This window comes from Leifsonia virtsii, from assembly GCF_030433675.1.
GTDB classification, from domain to species: domain Bacteria; phylum Actinomycetota; class Actinomycetes; order Actinomycetales; family Microbacteriaceae; genus Leifsonia; species Leifsonia virtsii.
This window is the reverse complement of the sequence record NZ_JAROCB010000001.1, coordinates 305,725-327,772: the sequence shown is the minus strand read 5'-3', so window position 1 is coordinate 327,772 and position 22,048 is coordinate 305,725. Positions and strand designations below refer to the sequence as shown.

The following is a 22,048-nucleotide window of genomic DNA, read 5'->3' as shown; positions in this document are numbered from 1 at the left end:
ACCACCATGCACATTCGACGACGCCCTCTGCGCGCCCTCGCTCTCGCCGCCTCGATCGCCGTGGCCGCCTCCACCGCCGCCGCTCTGACCGGCTGCACCGCCGCGAACGAGCCGAAGAGCATCAGCGCCACGGACAGCCCGCTCTTCGCCGTCCTCGGCCCGCTCGCCGGCTTCGGCGACGACAAGGCGCTGAGGGCCAAGGAGCGGAAGATCGAGGAGCTGACCGCGGCCTGCATGACGAAGGAGGGCTTCGAGTACACGCCCTCGGACCGCTCCGCGGCCGACGCCGCCGACGACCTCGCCGCCCAGCAGACCGAGGATTGGGTCGCCAAGAACGGGTACGGCCTGACCGCGGCCGACGCCCCGGACACGAAGACCGACCCGAACCAGGAGTACGTCGACTCGCTGTCGCCCAGCGAGCAGGAGGCATACAACACGGCTCTGCACGGCGCGGGCATCGACACCGGCGACGGTGGCACGGCCGCCTCGGGTGACGGCGCCTTCGACCCCGCGACGGCCGGATGCTACGCCAACGCGCAGCGCACGGCGAACGGCGGTAAGGGCGAGTTCTGGGAGGACGAGAAGTACGCGGGCCTGCTCGAGAAGATGTCGAAGATCTACGAGACGATGGAGAAGAAGCCCGAGGTCGTCGCCGCGGCACGGAAGTGGTCGGACTGCATGGCGGACGCCGGGTACTCGGGCCTGACCAAGAAGTCGGACGCGCTCGAGCGCGCGTCGAAGCAGAACGCCGAGCTCTACGGGCTGGACGACGGCGAGGTCTCCTCGGAGGACAAGCAGCCCTCCGCCGCCGAGAAGAAGAAGGTCCGCGACGCGGAGATCGCGCTGGCCCTTGCCGACTTCCGCTGCGACCAGCGCGTCCACTACACCGAGACGCAGCTGAAGGCCCAGTTCGCGCTGGAGGACACGTTCATCCAGCAGAACCGGGCGAAGCTCGACGCGCTGGTCGACGCCTACGGAAGCTCCAAATGACAGCGCGCGCGACGGTCTCCGGCTGGGCGCGCGTCCTGCGCGGCAACCGGCTCCTCTGGACCGTGGCCGGCGCCTCCGTCGTCTGCCTCGTGGCGGGCTACGCCGGCGGAGCGCTGCTGTCGTCAGCGGACGCGGCGCAGTCCCCCGGCTCCGGCGGCCCGATCACGGTCCCGGTGGAGTCGAAGGTGCTGAGCAACACGGTCACCCTGCGCGGCGATGTGGCGTTCGACGACGCGGTCGAGGTCAAGATCGCGGCGGGCGAGCTGCCCGGCCCCGCCGTGGTCACAGGTGCGGTCCCGGCGGTCGGGACGACGCTCGACACCCTCGGCGTCGCCCTGGAGGTCGCGGGCCGCCCGGTGATCGTGCTGCCAGGCGCGCTCCCGGCATACCGCACGCTGCGCGCCGGCCAGACCGGTCCCGATGTCACCCAGCTGAAGGAGGCGCTGCGCACAGCGGGCTTCGACCCCGGCGGTTCCGACAGCTACGACAGCGCGACCGCCGCCGCCGCCGTCGCCCTCTACCAGAAGGTCGGATACGCCCCGCCGGCGGTCGACGCGGACGCGAAGAGCGCTGTCGACAGCGGCCGCCAGGCGGTCCAGTCCGCCGAGAAGGCCCTGCAGGAGGCCCAGCGCGCGCTGACCGCCGCAGGCAAGGGCGCCGACGCGGCGAAGCGGGTCGAGCTCGACAACGCGGTCCGCGAGGCCGAGCGGGAGCTCGCGGCGGCGCGCGCGGCCGGAGACGCGGCGGCGGTCGCGAAGGCCGAGGACGGCCTCCGGCTCGCCCAGACACAGCGCGAGGTCGGCCTCGGGGCACCCGACACGAGCGCGGAGGCGCAGGCCGTCTCGTCCGCGCGTGCCGAACGGGACTCCGCGCGGGCGGAGCTCGAGAAGGCGACCGCGGCGGCGGTCACCCCGCTCCCGGTCAACGAGGTCCTGTTCCTGCCGACGCTGCCGCGGCGTGTCGACGAGGTCAAGGCGCAGCGCGGGACGGCGCTCGAGGGCACGGCGATGACCGTGTCGGGCGCCACCTTGTCGGTCACCGCCACGGCGAGCGCGGCGGAGGCAGAGCTGCTGCGCACAGGCCAGACGGCGTCGGTCGCGGTGCCGGGCGGCACATCGGCCGCGGCGGCCGTCACCGCCGTCCGACAGCAGACCGGGAACGACGACGGCAAGAAGTCCGGGCGGGCGTGGGAGGTCGTGCTCGGCTTCCCCTCCCTCACCCCGCAGCAGGTCGAGCAGCTGCGCGGTCAGAACGTCCGGGTGAGCATCCCGGTGAAGGCGACGAAGGGAAAGGTGCTCGTGGTGCCCGCGGCCGCGCTCACCGCAGGCCCGGGCGGCGGCAGCCGGGTCGAGGTCGCCGAACACGGCCGGACCCGCGTGGTGCCCGTCACGACCGGCCTCGCCGCCGACGGGCTCGTCGAGGTCGCGGGTGAGCTCGCCCGCGGCGACCAGGTCGTGGTGGGGCGATGAGCGGCACGACGGTGCCGGCACGCGCGCTGATCGACCTGGACGGGCTCACCAAGTCGTTCCCCGGCCCTCCGCCGATCGAGGTGCTGCACCCCACGTCGCTGCGCGTCGAGCCCGGCGGCTACACCTCGATCGTCGGCCCGAGCGGCTCCGGCAAGTCCACCCTCCTGAACCTGCTCGGGCTGCTCGACCGGCCCAGCAGCGGTGCGTACCGGTTCGACGGGGTCGAGACCACGGGGCTCGCTGACGGCGAGCGCACCGCCCTCCGCGCCCGCAGCATCGGCTTCGTCTTCCAGTCATTCCACCTCATCCCGGAGCGCACGGTGCTGGAGAACGTCCTGCTCTCGACCCTCTACAGCGGCGTCCCGCGGGAGGAGCGGGTGGAGGCGGCCCTGCGCGCGATCCACCGCGTCGGCCTCGGCCATCGGGCGGGCTTCACGCCCACGACCCTCTCCGGCGGTGAGCGCCAGCGCGTCGCCGTGGCGCGCGCGACCATGACCTCTCCCCGCCTGCTGCTCGCCGACGAGCCCACGGGCAACCTCGACCAGGCCACGTCCGCCCAGGTGATGGAGCTCTTCGAGGAGCTGAACGCGGACGGGATGGCCGTCATGGTCATCACGCACGACGCGGCCGTCGCCGCCCGGGCCCGGCGCGTCATCCGCATCGTCGACGGCACGGTGGTCGAGGGATGAGGCGCCGCCGCGATCCGGACGCCTTCGGCCTCCAGGACCTCCTCGCAGAGGCGGTGCGCAGCCTCTCCGGACGCCCCGCCCGGCTCCTCCTCATGACCGTGGGGACCGTGCTCGGGATCGGGTCGCTCGTGCTCACCTACGGTCTGGCGCAGACCACGGCCGGCGAGCTCCGTCGGCAGCTCGACCCGAGCCAGGCCACCCACTTCGTCGTCGCGCCGCAGACCGCCCGCGACAGCTCGGGGGAATCGCGGCCGACCGCGGCCTTCCCCGACGACGCCGAGCAGCGGGCGAGTCGTCTCACGGGGGTGACCGCGGCAGGCCTCCTCACCGAGGTGCCCACCGGCGACGCCCGGATCACGACCGTGCCGGTGAACGACCCCTCCGCCGCCGAGACCCTCCCGCCCGTCGTGTTCTCGGCGACGCCCGGGCTGTTCGACGCGGTCGGCGCCCACGTGACCACCGGCCGCACCTTCGACGCCGGCCACAGCGCGCGGAAGGACCGGGTCGCGGTGCTCGGCATGGACGCCGCCGCGCAGCTGGGCCTCGCACGCGTCGACCGGCAGCCGACCGTCTTCATCGGGACGCTCCCCTACACGGTCGTCGGCATCCTGGACCGCGTCGAGCAGCGCAGCGACCTGCTCGGCGGGGTCATCGTCCCGGAGACGACCGCTCGGAGGGACTTCGCGGCTCCGTCCGGGGACGAGCTGCACCTGCGCGTCGCCCGCGGCCTCGGCCCGCTGGTGGAGCACCAGGTGCCGATCGCGCTCTCGCCGAACAGCCCGGGAGACTTCCGGCCGGAGGTGCTCGGCGGGTCGCAGCGCGCCGCGAAGGCGCAGGCGGACACGACCCTGGCGTTCCTGCTGCTCGGTCTCGTCTCGCTGCTCGCCGGGGCGCTCGGCATCGTCAACGTGACGGCGCTGTCCGTCAAGGAGCGCAGCGGCGAGATCGGCCTGCGCCGAGCGCTCGGCGCCACCTCGCGCGCCATCGCGGCGCAGTTCATGGTCGAGACGGGTGCGGTGGGCGTCGTGGGCGGGCTGGCCGGGACGGCGATCGGCGTCGGCGCGGTCGTCGTCATCGCGCTGACGCAGGGCTGGTCGCCCGCCATCGAGCCGTGGACGGCGTTCGCCGCCCCGGCGCTCGGCACCGCGATCGGGCTCGTGGCGGGCGTGTACCCGGCGCTGCGGGCCGCGAGGATCGAGCCGGCGGACGCGCTGCGCACCGGCGTCTGACGGAACACGCCGCCGTCCCGGTGGGGACGGCGGCGTGTCCTGACGGTTCTGCCGCTTCGGCCGGGCTAGTTCGTGGCGGAGAGCTCCTCGGCCACCAGGAACGCCAGCTCCAGCGACTGCATGTGGTTCAGGCGCGGGTCGCACAGCGACTCGTAGCGCGTCGCGAGGGTGGCCTCGTCGATGTGCTCCGACCCGCCCAGGCACTCGGTGACGTCGTCGCCGGTGAGCTCGACGTGGATGCCGCCGGGGTTGGTGCCCGCGGCCCTGTGCGCCTCGAAGAAGCCCTTCACCTCGTCCACGACGTCGTCGAAGCGGCGCGTCTTGTAGCCGTTCGGGGTCGTCAGGCCGTTGCCGTGCATCGGGTCGGTCACCCACAGCGGGAGCGCGTCCGTCCGCTTGATGGCCTCGAGCAGCGGCGGGAGCGCATCCCGGATCGTGCCGGCGCCCATGCGCGTGATGAACGTCAGCCGGCCGGGCTCGCGCTCCGGGTCCAGCTTGTCGATCAGTCGCAGCATGTCGTCGCGCGAGGTGGTCGGGCCGAGCTTCACGCCGATCGGGTTGCGCACCCGGGACAGGAAGTCGACGTGCGCGCCGTCGAGGTCGCGCGTGCGCTCCCCGATCCAGACGAAGTGCGCAGACGTGTTGTACGGCGTCCCGGTGCGCGAGTCGATGCGCGTCATCGGGCGCTCGTAGTCCATCAGCAGCGCCTCGTGGCTGGAGTAGAACTCCACCCGCTTGAGCTCGTCGAAGTCGGCGCCGGCCGCCTCCATGAACTTGATGGCGCGGTCGATCTCGCGCGCGAGACCCTCGTAGCGCTGGTTGGCCGGGTTGGCTGCGAAGCCCTTGTTCCAGCTGTGCACCTGGCGCAGGTCGGCGAAACCGCCCTGCGTGAAGGCGCGGATCAGGTTCAGCGTGGAGGCGGCGGTGTGGTAGCCCTGCACCAGCCGGCGCGGGTCGGCCTGGCGCGACTCGGGGGTGAAGTCGTAGCCGTTGACGATGTCGCCGCGGTAGGCGGGAAGCGTGACGCCGTTGCGCGTCTCCGTGTCGCTGGAGCGCGGCTTGGCGAACTGCCCGGCCATGCGGCCCATCTTGATGACGGGCACGGACGCGCCGTAGGTCAGCACGACGGCCATCTGCAGCACGGTCTTGACACGGTTGCGGATCTGGTCGGCGGTCGCGCCCGCGAATGTCTCGGCGCAGTCGCCGCCCTGCAGCAGGAACGCCTCGCCCGCGGCCGCCCGCGCGAGGCGGGTGCGGAGCTGGTCGACCTCGCCGGCGAAGACGAGCGGCGGCAGGGTCGCGATCTCGGCGGAGGCGGCGGCCGCGGCCTCCGGGTCGGGCCACTGCGGCTGCTGCTTGATCGGGAGCGTGCGCCAATACTCCAGGCCCTCGATCACGGACTCGTCTGGTCGCACGACGGGCTCTGTGGTCTGTAGCACTGGTCTTCCGCTCACTCGGTGTTGGATGGGATATCCGAGCCTATCGCGAATGCCGGGGTGCCCGTCCTACTGTGACAGCGACGCCCGCTTCTCCTTGACCGTGCTGGCGTAGACGTCCATGTACTCCTGAGCACCCAGGCGCTGCAGCTCGTACATGATCTCGTCGGTGACCGAGCGCAGGATGAAGCGGTCGCCCTCCATCCCCTCGAAGCGGGAGAAGTCGAGGGGCTCGCCGACGATGATGCCGATGCGGCCGATCTTGGGCAGCCGCTTGCCGATGGGCATGATCTCCGCGGTGTCCACCATGGCCACCGGGACGACCGGCACGCCGGCCTCGAGGATCATGCGGGCGACGCCGGTGCGGCCTCGGTACAGCTTGCCGTCGGGGCTGCGGGTGCCCTCCGGGTAGATGCCGAGGATCTCGCCGCGCGCGAGCACCGCGAGCCCGGTGTTGAGCGACGCCTCCGACGCCTTGCCGCCGGAGCGGTCGATCGGGAGCTGGCCCGTCGCGTTCATGAACGCCTTGGTCGCCCAGCCCTTCAGGCCGCGGCGGGTGAAGTAGTCGCTCTTGGCGAGGAACGACACGTGCCTGTCCACCTCGAGCGGCAGGAAGATCGAGTCGATGAACGACAGGTGGTTGCTCGCCAGGATGACGGCGCCTTCGGCCGGGATGTTCTCGAGCCCCACCACCCACGGCCGGAAGATGCCGCGCAGGATCGGCCCCGCGATCACGTACTTCATCAGCCAGTAGAACATCGAACCGAAGCCTAACCCCGTGCGGCGCCTAGAGCGAGGAGGCGTGCAGCCGCGCCAGGTCGGCCGCCCCGACGACCCCGGCGTCGTTCACCAGCTCGGCGATCGCGAATTCGGGCTCGGGGTGGAAGCCGCGTGCGGGCAGGTTCTCCAGGTAGGCGAGGCGGATCGGCTCCAGGAGCAGCTCCCCCGCCTGAGCGACGCCGCCGCCGAAGACGAACAGCTGGGGGTCGAGGATGGCGCCCAGGCTCGCGCAGGCCTGGCCGAGCCAGTCGCCCAGCTGCCGGAGCGCGGCCAGCGCGCCCGGGTCGCCCGCGCCGATCAGCGCGCTGATGTCCGTTCCCGTGAGCGCGCCGGTGCGCGCCCGCACGTCGGCGAGACCCTGGCCGATGCCGCCGGCGTCGGCGAGCTCGTTCGCCATCCGCTGCAGCGCGCGGCCGGAACCGTACTGCTCGATGCAGCCGTGCGCGCCGCAGCCGCACGGGAGCCCGCCCGGGACGACCCGCATGTGGCCGATCTCGGCCCCGGCGCCGAAGCCGCCGCGGAACAGCCGGTCGTTGCTCACGATCGCGCCGCCCACGCCCGTCCCGATGGTCAGCACGACCATGTCGGAGACCAGCCGGCCCGCGCCGTAGCGGAACTCGGCCCAGCCGGCCGCGTTGGCGTCGTTCTCGATGATGACCGGGAGGTCGAGGCGGGCCTCGAGCTTGTCCCGGAACGGCTCGTGGCGCCAGTTGATGTTCGGCGCGTAGTACACGGTCGACTGCGCGGCATCGATGAAGCCGGCCGCTGCCACCCCGGCTCCCGCGATCTCCTCGGGACCGTCCGAGAGCCGCTGGATCATGGCGACGACCGCGTTCTCGATCTCCTCCGGCCGGCTCGCGTCGGTCGGAACCCTGTCCTCCCGCACGATCGTGCCGAGCTCGTCGACGACGGCCCCCGCGATCTTGGTCCCTCCGATGTCGATGCCGATGGCGTGCACGTATGGCCTTCCTGCGGGGGTGGGGGCGTGGGGGTGCGAGCGGCCGCGGGTCGAGAGGACCCTCAGCCGGACCATCTAGAGTGTAATCAACCGATAGGGCCGAAGCCATTCGGTCGTCCGCCCGTCCGCCGGTATCGAGGGAGCTACCGTGAACCTGTTCGAAACCCCCGTCGTCGTCCCGCTCGACCCCGAGGCCAACGCCACCGACCTGCTGGTTCAGCGGGTCGCCGAGACCCCGGACCAGCCGCTGTTCAGCCTGCCCGACGGCGACGGCTGGAAGGACGTCACCGCGGCGGAGTTCCACCGCCAGGTGATCGCGCTGGCGAAGGGGCTCGTCGCGGCGGGCATCCAGCCCGGCGACAAGATCGGGCTGATGTCGAAGACGCGGTACGAGTGGACCCTCATCGACTTCGCGACGTGGTTCGCGGGAGCCGTGCTCGTCCCCATCTACGAGACCTCCTCCCCCGCGCAGGTGCAGTGGAACATGTCCGACTCCGGGGCCATCGCCGTCTTCCTGGAGACGGCCGAGATGTTCTCGCGCTTCGACGAGGTGCACCCCGAGCTCCCGCTCATCGACACCGTGTGGCAGCTGCACCTGGGCGACCTAGACAAGCTCGCCGCGGCCGGCAAGGACGTGCCCGACGAGGAGATCGAGCGGCGCCGCCGCCTCGCGGTCGGCTCCGACATCGGGACGCTGATCTACACCTCGGGCTCCACCGGGCGGCCGAAGGGATGCGTGCTGACGCACTCCAACTTCGTCGAGCTCGCCCGCAACTCGGCCGAGGCGCTGAAGGAGGTCGTGCAGCAGCCGGGCGGCGCATCCACGCTGCTGTTCATCACGACCGCGCACGTGTTCGCGCGGTTCATCGCGGTGCTCTGTGTGACCGGCGGCGTGAAGGTCGGGCACCAGGCCGACACGAAGCAGCTGCTGCCGGCGCTGGCGAGCTTCAAGCCGACGTTCCTGCTCGCGGTGCCGCGCGTGTTCGAGAAGGTCTACAACTCGGCGGAGCAGAAGGCGGAATCCGGCGGCCGCGGCAAGATCTTCCGCGCGGCGGCGGAGGTCGCGGTGGAGCACTCGAAGGCGGTCGAGGCGGGGTCGGTGCCGTTCGGCCTGAAGCTGAAGTTCGCCCTGTACGACCGGCTGGTGTTCTCCAAGCTGCGCGCCGCGATGGGCGGCCGCGTGAAGTACGCCGTCTCCGGATCCGCCCCGCTCGGCGCGCACCTCGGCCACTTCTTCCACAGCCTCGGCATCAAGGTGCTCGAGGGCTACGGCCTGACCGAGACCACCGCGCCCGCCACCGTGAACCGGCCGGACATGTTCAAGATCGGCACGGTCGGCCCGGCCCTTCCCGGCGTCGACCTGCGCCTCGCGGAGGACGGCGAGATCCAGGTACGCGGCATCAACGTCTTCAAGGAGTACTGGAAGAACCCGGAGGCGACCGCCGCCGCGTTCGACGACGGCTGGTTCCGCACCGGCGACCTGGGCTCGTTCGACGCCGACGGCTACCTGACGATCACCGGCCGCAAGAAGGAGATCATCGTCACCGCCGGCGGCAAGAACGTCTCGCCCGCGGCTCTCGAGGACCCGATCCGGGCGAACCCGCTGGTCGGTCAGGTCGTCGTCGTCGGCGATCAGAAGCCGTTCATCTCGGCCCTGGTCACGCTCGACACGGAGATGCTGCCCACCTGGCTCGCCAACAACGGCGAGGACAAGGACATGACCCTCGCCGAGGCGTCGGTCAACCCGGCCGTCCACGCCGAGATCCAGCGCGCGGTCGACCACGCGAACGCGGGCGTCTCGCGCGCCGAGAGCATCCGCAAGTTCGTCGTGCTCGCCACGGAGCTGACGGAGGCGAGCGGCCACCTGACGCCGAAGCTCAGCATCAAGCGCAACGTCATCCTGGCCGACTTCGCCGACGTCATCGACGGCATCTACAGCGACAACCCCCGCACCGAGGGCTTCTCGCTCGCCCACTGACCGCCTCCCCTCACGATTTGCGCCAGATCTCGGGATTGGCTGCCTCAGAACCGAGATTCGGCACAAATCGTCGAAGACGGTCGACGAAGGTCCGGCGATCGTGAAAGAGGTCGGCAGCGGTTACCCGCACCACACGCCATCCGGCGAACTCAAGCAATTCGCGGCGCCGAATGTCCTGCGACCATTGGCGTCGGTCCATCCGGTGACGGTCACCCTCGTACTCGAAGGCGATTCGGGCGGCGGGTAGCGAGAGGTCGGGATGCAGCGTCACCCGGCCCGCATCCACCATCACGGGCAGGTTGACCTCCAGGTCGACGAATCCCAGCTCTTCGAGGAAGAGCCGAAGAAGAGTCTCCGGACGAGACTCGGCACCGAAGCGTATCCGTGGAAGGGCCCACGCCCGTGCCCGACCGCCTCTCACCCTGGTGAGTTGCGCGGAGAGCTGCGCCAACTCGTCGACTGTCGCAAGCGCGGGCCGCGCGCGTGCCCCGACGAGGTGGTCCGCCGCCGCGACAAGGTCCGCTCCTCCTACTTCCGCGGCCAGCTGACACCACACGTGGGCGGGGGTACAGACCGGGAGACCGTCGACTATCTGGCCCGCGACGCTCCCCAGGCTGTGCCCGATGATGCCACGCCCCTGCGGCGCCGAGCGAGGGGCGCGCACCGTGACGTGCAACGGGAACGTCGAGACGGTCGACGGTAGAGGAATACCGAGAAGCGCCGCCGCGGTCGAGTGGCTGAAGAACGCAGCGGACGGCATCACTGCGAGGTAGGCCACGCAGAGCTCACGGATGGATTCTGCAGGCTCGGACACGTTGACCCCATGGAATGGGTGGTAGATGTCTCTCGCGCGAAGACGGAGCTCGTCAACGCCGTGCTGACGAGCCTGGCGAGCGGTGAAGGGGACACCGACGAGCTGCCGTGGAAGTGGGCTTGGGCTTCGCATTCCAGCATCGTGCCCCGAAACACCAGCCCGGAAAGTTCCTCCGCCCGATCTGTGGACAACCCGCGACTATCCACACCCGCGCCGTTCGAAGATTTGCCCCAAATCGCGGCTATGTCGTCGCCACAACCGCGATTTAGGGCAAATCGGGGCAATCAGACCTCGTCGCGCCAGGAGTGGGTGGGCGCGTAGCCCAGCACGCGGCGGGCCTTGTCGATCGAGAGGAGGGTGTCGTTCACGCCGAGGTCGCGCTTCAGCGGCACGCCGGGGAACACCTCGGCGACGAGTTCGTCGTTCGGGCGGCTCATCACGGTGTCGGCGGCGGCGATGATGAAGCGGTCGAAGCCGGTGGTGTCCCACTCCAGCGCGCGCCGGATCGCCTGGGCGCCGTCGCGCGCGTCGATGTAGCCCCACAGGTTCCACTTTCGGGCGTACGGGTCGTCGTCGAAGGCGGGGAAGGCCGCGTAGTCCTCCGGGTCCATCACGTTGCTGAAGCGCAGCGCCACGATCTTGAGCGCCGGATCCCAGCGCACGAGCTCGATGGCCATCTGCTCCTCGAGGTGCTTCACCAGCGAGTAGGTGCTCTCCGGCCGCGCCGGGTAGTCCTCGTCGACGGGGATGTAGGGCGGAGGCACGTCGAACGGCAGGCCGAGCACGGTCTCGCTCGACGCGTACACGACGTTGCGGATGCCCGCCCGCCGCGCCGCCTGGAACACGTTGTAGGTGACCCGGATGTTGTTGTGGAACGTCGCGACGTCGCTCAGGATGCCGGGCGCCGGGATGGCCGCCAGGTGCACGATCGCGTCGAAGCCGTCGTGCTGGTCGTTGACGCCGAGGATGGCGTCCACCGTCTGCCCGTAATCGGTCAGGTCGACCCGGACGAAGCCGGGCCCGCGCTCCCCCGTCGCGTCGAGGGACACGACGACGTCTCCCGCCTTCCGCAGCTCGCGCACGACCGTGCGTCCGAGCTTGCCCGATCCTCCGGTGACCGCAATGCGCATACGGCCATCCTAGGCCGCGCCGGTCAGAACCAGTCGGACTCGCGCACCTGCTTCATCGCCTCGCGACGGGAATCCTTGTCGAGGCGGTCGAGGTAGAGCTTGCCGTCGAGGTGGTCGGTCTCGTGCTGCAGTGCCTGAGCGAGCACGCCTGTGCCGGAGACCTCGATCTCGTTGCCGTCGAGGTCCACGCCGGTCACCCGGGCGAACGGGTAGCGCAGCGTCTTGAACCACAGCCCGGGCACGGACAGGCAGCCCTCGTCCATCAGCTCCGGCTCCCCCGACACCTCCACGAGCACGGGGTTGATCACGTAGCCGACCTGCCCGTCCACGTTGTAGCTGAAGGCCCGCTCGTTCACACCGATCTGCGGTGCGGCGACGCCGGCCCGCCCAGGCGGGAGCACGCTGTCGACGAGGTCCTCCACCAGTCCGCGCACGCCGTCGTCGATCTCGCCGATGGGCTCGGACGGGGTCTTCAGGACGGGGTCGCCGAACAGGCGGATCTGACGCTCGGTCATGGGTGCTCCTTGGGTGGCGGAGGGACGGTCGGGCGGGCTCAGTCGCGCTCGGCCGGCAGGCCTTCGACGACGAGCGCGGCCAGCGTGCGGGCGGAGAGGCGGGTCAGCGGCTTGAGGTCCTTCCACGACACCACGGAGCCTGCGGCCAGCTGCGGGTCGTACGGGATGCGGACGATCTCGCGCACGCGCGACCGGAAGTGCGCCTCGATCTCGTCGAGCTTGACGAGGTTGGTGGCGTGGGTTGCGGTGTTGAGCGCGACCACGGCGTTGCGGACCAGCTCGCCGTAGCCGTTGGCCTCCAGCCAGGTCAGGGTCTCGGAGGCGAGGCGCGCCTCGTCCACGCTCCCGCCCGACACGATGACGAGCGAGTCGGCGCGCTGCAGCGTCGCGCGCATGACCGAGTGGACGATGCCGGTGCCGCAGTCGGTGAGCACGATCGAGTAGAACCGGGCCGAGAGGTCGGCGACGACGTTGTAGTCGTTCTCGTCGAACGCCTCCGACAGCAGCGGGTCGGTGTCGGACGCGAGGATGTCGAGCCGGGTCTCGTCCCGCGACACCAGGGTGGAGAAGTCGGTGAAGCCGCCGATGCTGGCCGCCTTGTGCACGACGTCGCGCACCGTCGACCGGGTCTGCCGCGTCACCCGCTCGGACAGCGTCCCGCGGTCCGGGTTGGCGTCGATGGCGATGATCCGGTCTTCCCGGGCCGAGGCGAGCGCCATCCCGAGCAGCGTGGTGACCGTGGTCTTGCCGACGCCGCCCTTGCGGGTGAGCACCGGGACGAAGCGCGCGCCGCCCTCCAGCTGCTTCTGGATGCGGTGGTCGAGCTCCTTGCGTGCCCGCACCTTGGCGGAGTCGCCGAGGTTCACCAGACGGAAAGTGGCGTTGTAGACGAACCGCTGCCACGTGCCTTCGGGGCCGGGCCGGGTCTTCCGGTTGACCTCGAGCAGGCGGTCGGCCGTCAGCATCGCGGCCGGCTCGGGCTGCGTCGGGTGCTCGCCGCGCAGGCGGTCGCGGCGCGAGCCGGCGAACGGCTCCGACGGCGGCAGCGGGGTGACCTCGGGGGTGACGCCGGCCGGGGCTCCGGCAGCCGTCGCCGCAGCGTCCGCCGGCAGCCCGGCGAGCCGCGACGCGACGATGGCGACCGACATGGTGTTCGGCTCGGTCGGGGAGGCCACGAAGCCAGGGTCGACCGGGACGTCGTCGATCGCGACCGCCGCCTCGTCCTCCGGGATCTCGCGCGGCGGCGCGGGCGGCAGGTCGACCGCGATGCTCAGCGTCGACTCCACGTCCAGCGACGGCGCCGGCTCGAACGGGCGCGCGGGCGTCAGCTCGTCGTCGGCCGGCACCAGGTCGCGCGGCTCGCGCTCCCCCTGCGTCTCGGCGTCGGGCTTGTCTGACACGTCGTGCGTTCTCCTTCTGCCGCGGGTGTCTCCCGCGACTCGTCATTGTAGACGCCACCCTCGCGGATGGCGCTCCCGCCGGTCGTCAGGCCGGCTGGATGACCACGAGCAGGTCGCCCGCGTCGACCTGCTGGGTCTTCGGGATGGCGAGCCGCTCGACCGTTCCGGCGATGGGGGCCGTGATCGCGGCCTCCATCTTCATGGCCTCGATGGACGCGACCGCCTGGCCCGCCGCCACCGTGTCGCCGACGGCGACCTGCAGCGTCACGACGCCGGAGAACGGCGCCGCGACCTGGCCGGGCTTCGCGGTGTCGGCCTTCTCGGCCGCCTTCGCCTCGACGACGATGCTGCGGTCGCGCACGAACACCGGGCGCAGCTGGCCGTTGAGCGTGGTCATGACCGTGCGCATGCCCTTCTCGTCGGCCTCGCCGATGGCCTCGAGGCCCACGTAGAGGCGGACGCCGCGGCTGAACTCGACGACGTGCTCCTGCCCGGGCTTCAGGCCGTACAGGTAGTCGAGCGAGTCGACGACGGAGAGGTCGCCGAACAGCTCCCGCATCTGCTCCTGGATGCGCGTGGGCGCCGGGAACAGCAGCCGGTTGAGGGTGGCGCGGCGCTCGTCGCTGTCGCCCTCGAGCGCGGACGCGTCCTCTGCCGACAGCTCCTCGACGCCGACCTTGACGTTCTTGCCCGCCAGCACCTTGCTGCGGAACGGCTCCGGCCAGCCGCCGGGCAGCTCGCCCAGCTCGCCCGCCATGAAGCCGACCACCGAGTCCGGGATGTCGTAGTTCTGCGGGTTCTCGGCGAAGTCGGCCGGGTCGGCCTTCACCGCCGCGAGGTGCAGCGCGAGGTCGCCGACGACCTTGGAGGACGGCGTGACCTTCGGGATGCGGCCCAGGATGTTGTTGGCGGCGGCGTACATGTCCTCCACCAGCTCGAAGTCGTCCGCGAGGCCGAGCGCCTTGGCCTGCTGGCGCAGGTTGGAGAGCTGGCCGCCGGGGATCTCGTGCTTGTAGACGCGTCCCGTGGGCCCGGGCAGGCCCGACTCGAACGGACGGTAGACCTGGCGGACGGCCTCCCAGTACGGCTCCAGGTCCTCGACCGCGGAGAGCCGGATGCCGGTGTCGCGCTCGGTGTGGGCGAGGGCGGCGACGAGGGCCGAGGCGCTCGGCTGGCTGGTGGTGCCGGCCATCGGCGCGCTCGCCACATCCACCGCGTCCGCTCCGGCGCGCGAGGCCGCGAGCAGCGTCGCGAGCTGGCCGCCGGGGGTGTCGTGCGTGTGCACGTGCACCGGCAGGTCGAACCGCTCGCGGAAAGCCGCGACGAGCTTCTCGGCCGCACTCGGCCGCAGGAGGCCCGCCATGTCCTTGATGGCGAGGATGTGCGCACCGGACTCGACGATCTGCTCGGCGAGGCGCAGGTAGTAGTCGAGGGTGTAGAGGTTCTCGGCCGGGTCGAGCAGGTCGCCGGTGTAGCAGACGGCCACCTCGGCGATCGAGGACCCGGTCGCGAGCACGGACTCGATGGCCGGGCGCATCTGCGACACGTCGTTGAGCGCGTCGAAGATGCGGAAGATGTCGACGCCCGTGGCGGCGGCCTCACGCACGAACGCGTCGGTCACCTGGGTCGGGTACGGCGTGTAGCCGACCGTGTTGCGGCCGCGCAGCAGCATCTGGATGTTGATGTTCGGCAGGGCCTCGCGGAGGGCCGCCAGCCGCTCCCACGGGTCCTCGCCGAGGAAGCGCAGGGCGACGTCGTAGGTCGCGCCGCCCCAGGCCTCCACCGAGAGCAGCTCCGGGGTCATGCGGGCGACGTAGGGGGCGACGGCGAGCAGGTCGCGGGTGCGCACGCGGGTCGCGAGCAGCGACTGGTGCGCGTCGCGGAAGGTCGTCTCGGTGACCGCGAGGGCCGTCTGCGCGCGGAGGGCCTCGGCGAAGCCCTGCGGCCCCAGCTCGAGCAGCCGCTGGCGCGAGCCGGCCGGTGCCGGGGCGCTGAGGTCGATCTGCGGCAGCTTCTCCGCCGGGTCGGCGGTCTCCGGGCGCGGTCCGTTCGGCTGGTTGACCGTGACGTCGGCCAGCCAGTTGAGCACCTTCGTGCCGCGGTCCTTCGACTCGCGGCCCTTGAACAGCTCCGGGCGCTCCTCGATGAAGGAGGTGGAGACGTTGCCGGCGATGAAGTCCGGGTCCTCCATCACGGCCTGCAGGAACGGGATGTTCGTGGAGACGCCGCGCACGCGGAACTCCGCGAGGGCGCGGCGGGCGCGCAGCACGGCGGCCGGGAAGTCGCGGCCGCGGGTGATGAGCTTCGCCAGCATGGAGTCGAAGTGCGGGCTGATCTGCGCGCCCGGGTTGATCGTGCCGCCGTCGAGGCGGATGCCCGCGCCGCCCGGAGAGCGGTACGTCGTGATCTTGCCGGTGTCCGGGCGGAAGTTCGCCGTCGGGTCCTCGGTCGTGATGCGGCACTGCAGGGCGGCGCCGCGCATCTGCACCGACTCCTGACGCAGCCCGAGGTCGGCGAGGGTCTCCCCCGCCGCGATGCGGATCTGCGACTGGACGAGGTCGACGTCGGTGATCTCCTCCGTGACCGTGTGCTCGACCTGGATGCGCGGGTTCATCTCGATGAACACGTGCTGGCCCGCACGCTCGCCCGCGGTGTCGAGCAGGAACTCCACCGTGCCGGCGTTCTCGTAGCCGATCGACTTCGCGAAGGCGATCGCGTCGCGGTACAGGGCCTGGCGGATGTCGTCGGAGAGGTTCGGAGCCGGCGCGATCTCGACCACCTTCTGGTGGCGGCGCTGCACCGAGCAGTCGCGCTCGAACAGGTGGATGGTGTCCCCGGTCGCGTCGGCGAGGATCTGCACCTCGATGTGGCGCGGCCGCAGCACGGCCTGCTCGAGGAACATCGTCGGGTCGCCGAACGCGCTGTCGGCCTCCCGCATGGCCTCCTCGAGCGCCGAGCGCAGATCGGCCTTGCTGTTGACGCGCCGCATTCCGCGGCCGCCGCCACCCGCGACCGCCTTGGCGAAGATCGGGAAGCCGATCTCGTCGGCGCCGGAGAGGAGCTCCTCGATGTCGCGCGACGGCGGGGTGGACTTCAGCACGGGGACGCCCGCGGCGATCGCGTGCTCCTTGGCCGTGACCTTGTTTCCGGCCATCTCGAGCACCTCGGCGCGCGGGCCGATGAAGGCGATGCCGGCCGCGCGGGCGGCCTCGGCCAGCTCGGGGTTCTCGGAGAGGAAGCCGTAGCCGGGGTAGATGGCGTCGGCGCCGGACTCCTGGGCGACGCGGATGATCTCCTGCACGTCGAGGTACGCGCGCACCGGGTGACCGGGCTCGCCGATCTGGTACGCCTCGTCCGCCTTCAGCCGGTGCATCGAGTTCCGGTCTTCGTACGGGAACACGGCGACCGTCTCGGCGCCGAGCTCGTACGCGGCACGGAATGCCCGGATGGCGATTTCACCGCGGTTGGCAACGAGGATCTTTCGGAACATGGGGACCTTTCGAGCAGGGGTCGACACCACACAGCAAACGGTTAGGTTCTCTAAGACTAGTGAAGGTAACGTGGCTCTCGTGCACGTACTCAGCGTTAGCTCCCTCAAGGGCGGTGTCGGAAAGACCACGGTGACGCTCGGTCTCGCGTCCGCGGCGTTCGCCAAAGGGCTGCGCACACTGGTCGTCGACCTCGATCCGCAGTCGGATGTCTCGACCGGGATGGACATCCAGGTCGCCGGTCACCTCAACGTCGCCGACGTGCTGGCCTCCCCCAAGGAGAAGATCGTGCGCGCGGCCATCGCGCCGTCCGGCTGGACCAAGGGCCGCTCCGGCACGATCGACGTGATGATCGGCAGCCCGTCCGCGATCAACTTCGACGGGCCGCACCCGAGCATCCGCGACATCTGGAAGCTGGAGGAGGCGCTCGCCAACGTCGAGCACGACTACGAGCTCGTGCTGATCGACTGCGCCCCCTCGCTCAACGCGCTCACGCGCACCGCGTGGGCGGCGAGCGACCGCGTCGCCGTCGTCACCGAGCCCGGCCTGTTCTCCGTCGCCGCCGCCGACCGCGCGCTGCGGGCGATCGAGGAGATCCGCCGCGGCCTGTCGCCGCGCCTCCAGCCGCTCGGCATCATCGTGAACCGCGCGCGCGTCCAGTCGCTGGAACACCAGTTCCGCATCAAGGAGCTGCGCGACATGTTCGGCCCGCTCGTGCTCTCCCCGCAGCTGCCCGAGCGCACGTCGCTGCAGCAGGCCCAGGGCGCGGCGAAGCCGCTGCACGTCTGGCCCGGCGAGAGCGCGCAGGAGATGGCGCACAACTTCGACCTGCTCCTGGAGCGGGTGCTGCGCACCGCGCGCATCGGCGAGTACGCGACCGCGCCGACCGTCTAGCGCTCACGCTTCGTCACGAATCAGCGCGATTCGTGACGAACGGAGGCGATTCGTGACGAACGGGCCCGGTTCGTGACGAATCGCGGGCGTCAGGAGGCCCGGGTGCGGGCGGCGCGACGGGCGGCCAGCTCGTCCATCGAGTCGGCCTGCGTGTCGAGCTCGACGAGGCTGGTCTCGACCTCGCGCAGGACCTTGCCCACCGCGATGCCGAAGACGCCCTGGCCGCGGCTGACGAGGTCGATCACCTCGTCGTTGGAGGTGCACAGGTAGACGCTCGCGCCGTCGCTCATCAGCGTCGTCTGGGCGAGGTCGTTCACGCCCGACTCGCGGAGCTGGTTGACGGCGGTGCGGATCTGCTGGAGCGAGATGCCGGTGTCGAGCAGGCGCTTCACCAGCTTGAGCACGAGGATGTCGCGGAAGCCGTAGAGACGCTGCGAACCCGAGCCTGCGGCGCCGCGGACGGTCGGCTCGACCAGCCCGGTCCGGGCCCAGTAGTCGAGCTGCCGGTACGAGATGCCGGCGGCCCGGGCGGCGACGGCGCCGCGGTAGCCGTTGACGTCGTCCATCTCGGGCAGGCCGTCGGTGAACAGCAGCCCGAGGTCGTAGCGGGAGGCGCCGTCGTCACGACTCAGTTCGCTCATGAAGATCGCCTCTCGCCCGGGTAGTGGATCGCGCACCGCAACCGCGGCGCATCATCCACGGTACCCATGCCGACCTCGCCGGGCAACGACATCCGCTGTTTCGGCATCGGCGTGTCGAGACGCCGGCGGCCGGTCACGGCCGCAGCCGGGCGATGGACGAGCGGATGATGCTGCCGCGCACCACGTCGAGCTGCGCCGCGATCTCGCGGGCGAGTTCGGCGGTGCGGGCCTTGCTGCTCACGTCGTTGCGCCGCGCGATCGGCACGAGAGCCGTCTCGATGAGTCCGATCTCGCGTTCGGCGGCGGCGCGGAAGCCGCGCAGGTGGCGCGGCTCGATGCCGCTCCTGCGCAGTTCGGCCAGGGCGCGCAAGACCGTGAGCGCCTCCTCGCCGTAGACGTCGGTCGCCGGCACGAGGGAGGCGCTGACCGCATCCTGGAGCAGTTCCAGGTCGGCGCCGGACTCGCGCAGCAGCTCGTCGCGGCGCAGCCGCCGCGCCCCGGCGAGGATCGAGCCCGCGGGAGCAGTGCCGGGGAATGCGGGATCGAGACCGGCGTCGAGGTCGGCGAAGTACTTCTTGATGACCTTCAGCGGGAGGTAGTGGTCGCGCTGCATCCCGAGGATCGCGCGGAGCCGGTCCACGTCGGCGGGCGAGAACTTGCGGTAGCCGGACGCGGTGCGCGCGGGCGACACCAGCCCCCGCTCCTCGAGGAAGCGCAGCTTCGACGACGACAGGTCGGGGAACTCCGGGCTCAGTCGCGCGAGGACCTGGCCGATACTGAGCAGGGCCGGAGAGTCACCGGCGGCCCGGGTGGCCGGCCGGGCCACTAGCCGTTCGCCGCTGCGGCGAGGTCGTGGCGCGAGGCGTAGAACGTCAGGCGGAACTTGCCGATCTGCACCTCGGAGGCGTCGGACAGGAGCGCGCTCTCGATCCGGACGCCGTCGTAGTAGGTGCCGTTCAGCGACCCGAGGTCGCGGACCTCGAACGCGGTGCCGCGCCGGGTGAACTCCGCGTGGCGTCGCGACACCGTCACGTCGTCCAGGAAGATGTCGGCGTTCGGGTGGCGGCCCGCCGTGGTCACGTCGGCATCGAGGAGGAACCGGGCGCCCGAGTTGGGCCCGCGACGCACGATCAGCAGCGCCGATCCGGACGGCAGCGCCGCGATCGCCTCCTGCTCCTCGGGCGAGACCTCGCCGGAGGGGTACATCTTCGAGATGAACTCCTCGCCGAAGCGCGCGGTCGTGTCCTCGTTGCCCCCGGCGTCCCGCAGGGGGCCCCGGGCGGCGTCGTTCTCGGCTTCGCCGGCCGAACCGTTCGGGTCAATGTCTTCAGGCACCGTCAACCTCCTTGCCGTCCAGCGTATCCGATGCGGGGCCGCTGTCATCGGCCGGAAGTCGGATTACCCTGGCCGTCTCCCTGACGTACACGATCCCGGCCCACCAGTACAGGAACGCCCCCCACAGCGCGAACGCCCAGCCGAGCGGCAGCGAGTAGGGCGCCAGCGGCTCGAACGCCTCCCCCAGCATCAGCAGCGGGAGCGCCCAGAACAGGCAGAACGTGGCCACTTTGCCGAGATGGTGCACGGGCAGCGGCCCGAAGCCGTGGTTCGCGAGGATGACGCCCAGCACGGCGAGCATCACATCCCGCGCCACGATGACGACGAACAGCCACCACGGGATGACCTCGCGCCAGCACAGCCCGATGAGCGCCGCGAAGATGTACAGCCGGTCGGCGGCCGGGTCGAGCAGCTGGCCGAGCCGCGACACCTGCCGCAGCCGGCGGGCGAGGTAGCCGTCGAGGAAGTCGGTCACGCTCGAGAAGACGAGCACGAGCAGCGCGAGCGCGTCCTGCCCGACGATGATCAGCCAGAGGAACACCGGCACGAGCGCGAGCCGGAGGAAGCTGAGCACGTTCGGGACCGTCCAGACCCGCGAGCTCACCCCGGCGTTCGCACCCTCCACGTCCACGAGTCTAGTGAGGGCGCGGCGTCCACTCGGCGAGGCGGTCGCGCAGGCCCATCGCATCGTACGGCGCGCGCACCTTCACGTCGTTGTCGAAGTAGGCGTAGACGTCTCGTCCGTCGGCGAGCCAGCCGCCGAGTTCCGCCGCCCACCGGTCGAGCGACTCGTCGGTGTAGCCGCTGGTGTACAGCTCCTCGTCACCGTGCAGGCGCACGTAGGCGAAGTCGGCGGTGAGCTCCCGGATGACCGGATAGCGCCCCGCGGTGTCGGCCAGCACGATCGCCGCCCCGTGCGCCCGCGCGATCGCGGCGAACTCGGGCACGTCGAACGACGGATGCCGCACCTCGACCGCGTGCCGCAGCGGCCGCTGGTCCCCCGCCGCCAGGTGCGTCCTGTCCTCGTCGAGGGTCGTCTCGCGCGCGAAGGCGGCCGCCTCTGCCGTGGTGCGCGGCAGCATCCCGAGGAACGCGTCCACCGTCTCCGCGTCGAACTGCAGCGTCGGCGGCAGCTGCCAGAGCAGCGGGCCGAGCTTCGGCCCGAGGGCGAGCACCCCGGAGGCGAGGAAGTTGGCGACCGCCCCGCGGGCGTTCCTGAGGCGCAGGATGTGCGTGATGTACCGGCCGCCCTTCACGGAGAAGACGAACTCCTCCGGCGTGCGCTCGGCCCACATCCGGTAGCTCGTCGGCCGCTGCAGCGAGTAGAAGCTGCCGTTGATCTCGATCGAGTCGAGGTGGTCGGCGGCGTACTCCAGTTCCAGGCGGTGCGGCAGCTTCGGCGGGTAGAAGACGCCGCGCCACGGCGCGTAGGTCCAGCCGGAGATGCCGATCCGGGCGAACGCCATCAGCGGCCCCGGAGCTGGTCCAGGACGCGCCGCTCGCGCTTGGTCGGCCGTCCGGCCCCGCGGTCGCGGGTGACCGTCGCCGGGGTCTCGGTGCGCGGCGGAGGCGGGGGCGTCCTGTCCTCGAAGCAGTCCGCGGCGACGGCCGCCGAGACGCGCTTCACGATCAGACGGCGGGCGATGTAGATGCGCTCCGTGCCTCCCACGAAGGCGCGCACCTCGTCGCCGACCCGGACGGGCTGGGCCGGCTTCGCGCGGTCGCCGTTCACCTTGAGGTGGCCGGCCTTGCACGCGTCGGACGCGGCCGAGCGGGTCTTGAACAGCCGCACCGCCCAGGCCCAGGAGTCGACGCGGACGCTCCCCGGGTCGGGCATCAGACCGCCGCCGGCTGGTCCTCGGCCAGCGACGCCTTCCACTTCACCAGGCTGCGCACGGTGCGGCTGCGGTCGGACGCCAGTTTCTCCATCACGTCCGCCGGCACGAAGTAGTTCACCGCGACCCAGCCGCGGACCGTCTCGGAGCGGTCGTCGGCGAGGGCCCGCAGGATGTCGCACGGCGTCGCCTCGTTCTTCGCGACGCAGCCGCGCACGCCCTCGTCGGGGTCGGCCGCGAGGGTCTCGAACAGGTCGGCCGGGGTGTTGTAGCTGCTCGCGACCGCCTCCCGGATCTTCGGGTTCGGATCGGTGGCGAGCAGGCGCAGGCGGCGCAGCTTGCTCTCCGTCACCTCGGGCGCGGGATGCAGCGCCGCGGCCTCCTCCGGGGTAAGCATCGCCGGCCGGCTGTTCCGCATGGCCTGGCGCTGGGCGGGGGTGTTGAACCGGATGCACGACATGCTTCCA

The 22,048-nt window shown here is 71.3% G+C and carries 21 protein-coding genes; 6 read left to right on the top strand and 15 right to left on the bottom strand.

Features of this window, described 5'->3' with window-relative positions; genetic code table 11:
- Nucleotides 1-6 precede the first annotated feature (6 nt).
- From P5G59_RS01575 to P5G59_RS01560, 4 genes are read left to right on the top strand one after another with little or no spacing between them, the layout of a single operon-like run.
- Entirely contained in the window at nucleotides 7-990 is a 984-nt protein-coding gene (locus tag P5G59_RS01575) for a hypothetical protein (RefSeq protein ID WP_301215330.1), read from the top strand.
- Complete coding sequence (locus P5G59_RS01570) at nucleotides 987-2,459, top strand: permuted SH3 domain-containing protein (RefSeq protein ID WP_301215328.1); 1,473 nt, start codon at nucleotides 987-989, stop codon at nucleotides 2,457-2,459. The genes P5G59_RS01575 and P5G59_RS01570 overlap by 4 nt, the downstream gene beginning before the upstream one ends.
- Complete coding sequence (locus tag P5G59_RS01565) at nucleotides 2,456-3,148, top strand: ABC transporter ATP-binding protein (RefSeq protein ID WP_301215326.1); 693 nt, start codon at nucleotides 2,456-2,458, stop codon at nucleotides 3,146-3,148. Before P5G59_RS01570 ends, P5G59_RS01565 begins: the two co-directional genes overlap by 4 nt.
- Nucleotides 3,145-4,377, top strand: coding sequence for an ABC transporter permease (locus P5G59_RS01560; RefSeq protein ID WP_301215324.1), 1,233 nt, complete (start codon nucleotides 3,145-3,147; stop codon nucleotides 4,375-4,377). Before P5G59_RS01565 ends, P5G59_RS01560 begins: the two co-directional genes overlap by 4 nt.
- 65 nt (nucleotides 4,378-4,442) lie before the next feature.
- Here the strand turns inward: P5G59_RS01560 and P5G59_RS01555 are convergent, their stop codons facing one another.
- From P5G59_RS01555 to P5G59_RS01545, 3 genes are all read right to left on the bottom strand, one after another.
- Nucleotides 4,443-5,774: a class II 3-deoxy-7-phosphoheptulonate synthase gene (locus tag P5G59_RS01555; protein WP_301216968.1), complete on the bottom strand. Its 1,332-nt coding sequence runs from the start codon at nucleotides 5,772-5,774 to the stop codon at nucleotides 4,443-4,445.
- Nucleotides 5,775-5,882: 108 nt separating this feature from the next.
- The gene (locus P5G59_RS01550; protein WP_301215322.1) at nucleotides 5,883-6,572 is read right to left on the bottom strand and encodes a lysophospholipid acyltransferase family protein; all 690 of its coding nucleotides are present in this window, start codon (nucleotides 6,570-6,572) and stop codon (nucleotides 5,883-5,885) included.
- A 28-nt stretch (nucleotides 6,573-6,600) separates the two neighbouring features.
- Nucleotides 6,601-7,551, bottom strand: coding sequence for an ROK family glucokinase (locus P5G59_RS01545; protein ID WP_301216965.1), 951 nt, complete (start codon nucleotides 7,549-7,551; stop codon nucleotides 6,601-6,603).
- A gap of 148 nt (nucleotides 7,552-7,699) precedes the next feature.
- Here P5G59_RS01545 and P5G59_RS01540 point away from each other — a divergent pair, with 148 nt between their 5' ends.
- Complete coding sequence (locus P5G59_RS01540) at nucleotides 7,700-9,529, top strand: AMP-dependent synthetase/ligase (RefSeq protein ID WP_301215320.1); 1,830 nt, start codon at nucleotides 7,700-7,702, stop codon at nucleotides 9,527-9,529.
- 10 nt (nucleotides 9,530-9,539) lie between these two features.
- Here P5G59_RS01540 and P5G59_RS01535 read toward each other — a convergent pair whose 3' ends face one another.
- The 5 genes from P5G59_RS01535 to P5G59_RS01515 form a co-directional block, all read right to left on the bottom strand.
- On the bottom strand, nucleotides 9,540-10,343 hold the full coding sequence (locus P5G59_RS01535; protein WP_301215318.1) for a hypothetical protein: 804 nt from the start codon (nucleotides 10,341-10,343) through the stop codon (nucleotides 9,540-9,542).
- A gap of 284 nt (nucleotides 10,344-10,627) precedes the next feature.
- A complete protein-coding gene (locus tag P5G59_RS01530; RefSeq protein WP_301215316.1) occupies nucleotides 10,628-11,473 on the bottom strand; it encodes an NAD-dependent epimerase/dehydratase family protein in 846 nt (281 codons plus the stop codon).
- A 23-nt stretch (nucleotides 11,474-11,496) separates the two neighbouring features.
- A complete protein-coding gene (gene def / locus P5G59_RS01525; protein WP_301215314.1) occupies nucleotides 11,497-11,988 on the bottom strand; it encodes a peptide deformylase in 492 nt (163 codons plus the stop codon).
- A gap of 38 nt (nucleotides 11,989-12,026) precedes the next feature.
- Nucleotides 12,027-13,388: a MinD/ParA family ATP-binding protein gene (locus tag P5G59_RS01520; protein WP_301215313.1), complete on the bottom strand. Its 1,362-nt coding sequence runs from the start codon at nucleotides 13,386-13,388 to the stop codon at nucleotides 12,027-12,029.
- Between the two features lie 85 nt (nucleotides 13,389-13,473).
- Complete coding sequence (locus tag P5G59_RS01515; protein ID WP_301215312.1) at nucleotides 13,474-16,878, bottom strand: pyruvate carboxylase; 3,405 nt, start codon at nucleotides 16,876-16,878, stop codon at nucleotides 13,474-13,476.
- Nucleotides 16,879-16,957: 79 nt separating this feature from the next.
- Here P5G59_RS01515 and P5G59_RS01510 point away from each other — a divergent pair, with 79 nt between their 5' ends.
- Nucleotides 16,958-17,770, top strand: a complete 813-nt coding sequence (locus P5G59_RS01510; protein ID WP_301216963.1) for a ParA family protein — start codon at nucleotides 16,958-16,960, stop codon at nucleotides 17,768-17,770.
- 89 nt (nucleotides 17,771-17,859) lie between these two features.
- Here P5G59_RS01510 and P5G59_RS01505 read toward each other — a convergent pair whose 3' ends face one another.
- From P5G59_RS01505 to P5G59_RS01475, 7 genes are all read right to left on the bottom strand, one after another.
- Entirely contained in the window at nucleotides 17,860-18,411 is a 552-nt protein-coding gene (locus P5G59_RS01505) for a MerR family transcriptional regulator (protein WP_301215310.1), read from the bottom strand.
- Between the two features lie 133 nt (nucleotides 18,412-18,544).
- Complete coding sequence (gene ftsR / locus P5G59_RS01500; protein ID WP_301215308.1) at nucleotides 18,545-19,237, bottom strand: transcriptional regulator FtsR; 693 nt, start codon at nucleotides 19,235-19,237, stop codon at nucleotides 18,545-18,547.
- Nucleotides 19,237-19,746 carry an FHA domain-containing protein gene (locus tag P5G59_RS01495; RefSeq protein ID WP_301215306.1) on the bottom strand — a complete coding sequence of 170 codons (510 nt, stop codon included), beginning with the start codon at nucleotides 19,744-19,746 and terminating at the stop codon, nucleotides 19,237-19,239. Before P5G59_RS01495 ends, ftsR begins: the two co-directional genes overlap by 1 nt.
- Nucleotides 19,739-20,371, bottom strand: coding sequence for a cardiolipin synthase ClsA (gene clsA / locus P5G59_RS01490; RefSeq protein WP_301215304.1), 633 nt, complete (start codon nucleotides 20,369-20,371; stop codon nucleotides 19,739-19,741). The genes P5G59_RS01495 and clsA overlap by 8 nt, the downstream gene beginning before the upstream one ends.
- Nucleotides 20,372-20,381: 10 nt before the next feature.
- Entirely contained in the window at nucleotides 20,382-21,212 is an 831-nt protein-coding gene (locus P5G59_RS01485) for a DUF72 domain-containing protein (RefSeq protein WP_301215302.1), read from the bottom strand.
- On the bottom strand, nucleotides 21,212-21,583 hold the full coding sequence (locus P5G59_RS01480) for an RNA-binding S4 domain-containing protein (RefSeq protein ID WP_301215300.1): 372 nt from the start codon (nucleotides 21,581-21,583) through the stop codon (nucleotides 21,212-21,214). Before P5G59_RS01480 ends, P5G59_RS01485 begins: the two co-directional genes overlap by 1 nt.
- Nucleotides 21,583-22,041, bottom strand: a complete 459-nt coding sequence (locus P5G59_RS01475) for a hypothetical protein (RefSeq protein WP_301215298.1) — start codon at nucleotides 22,039-22,041, stop codon at nucleotides 21,583-21,585. The genes P5G59_RS01480 and P5G59_RS01475 overlap by 1 nt, the downstream gene beginning before the upstream one ends.
- Between the last annotated feature and the right edge of the window lie 7 nt (nucleotides 22,042-22,048).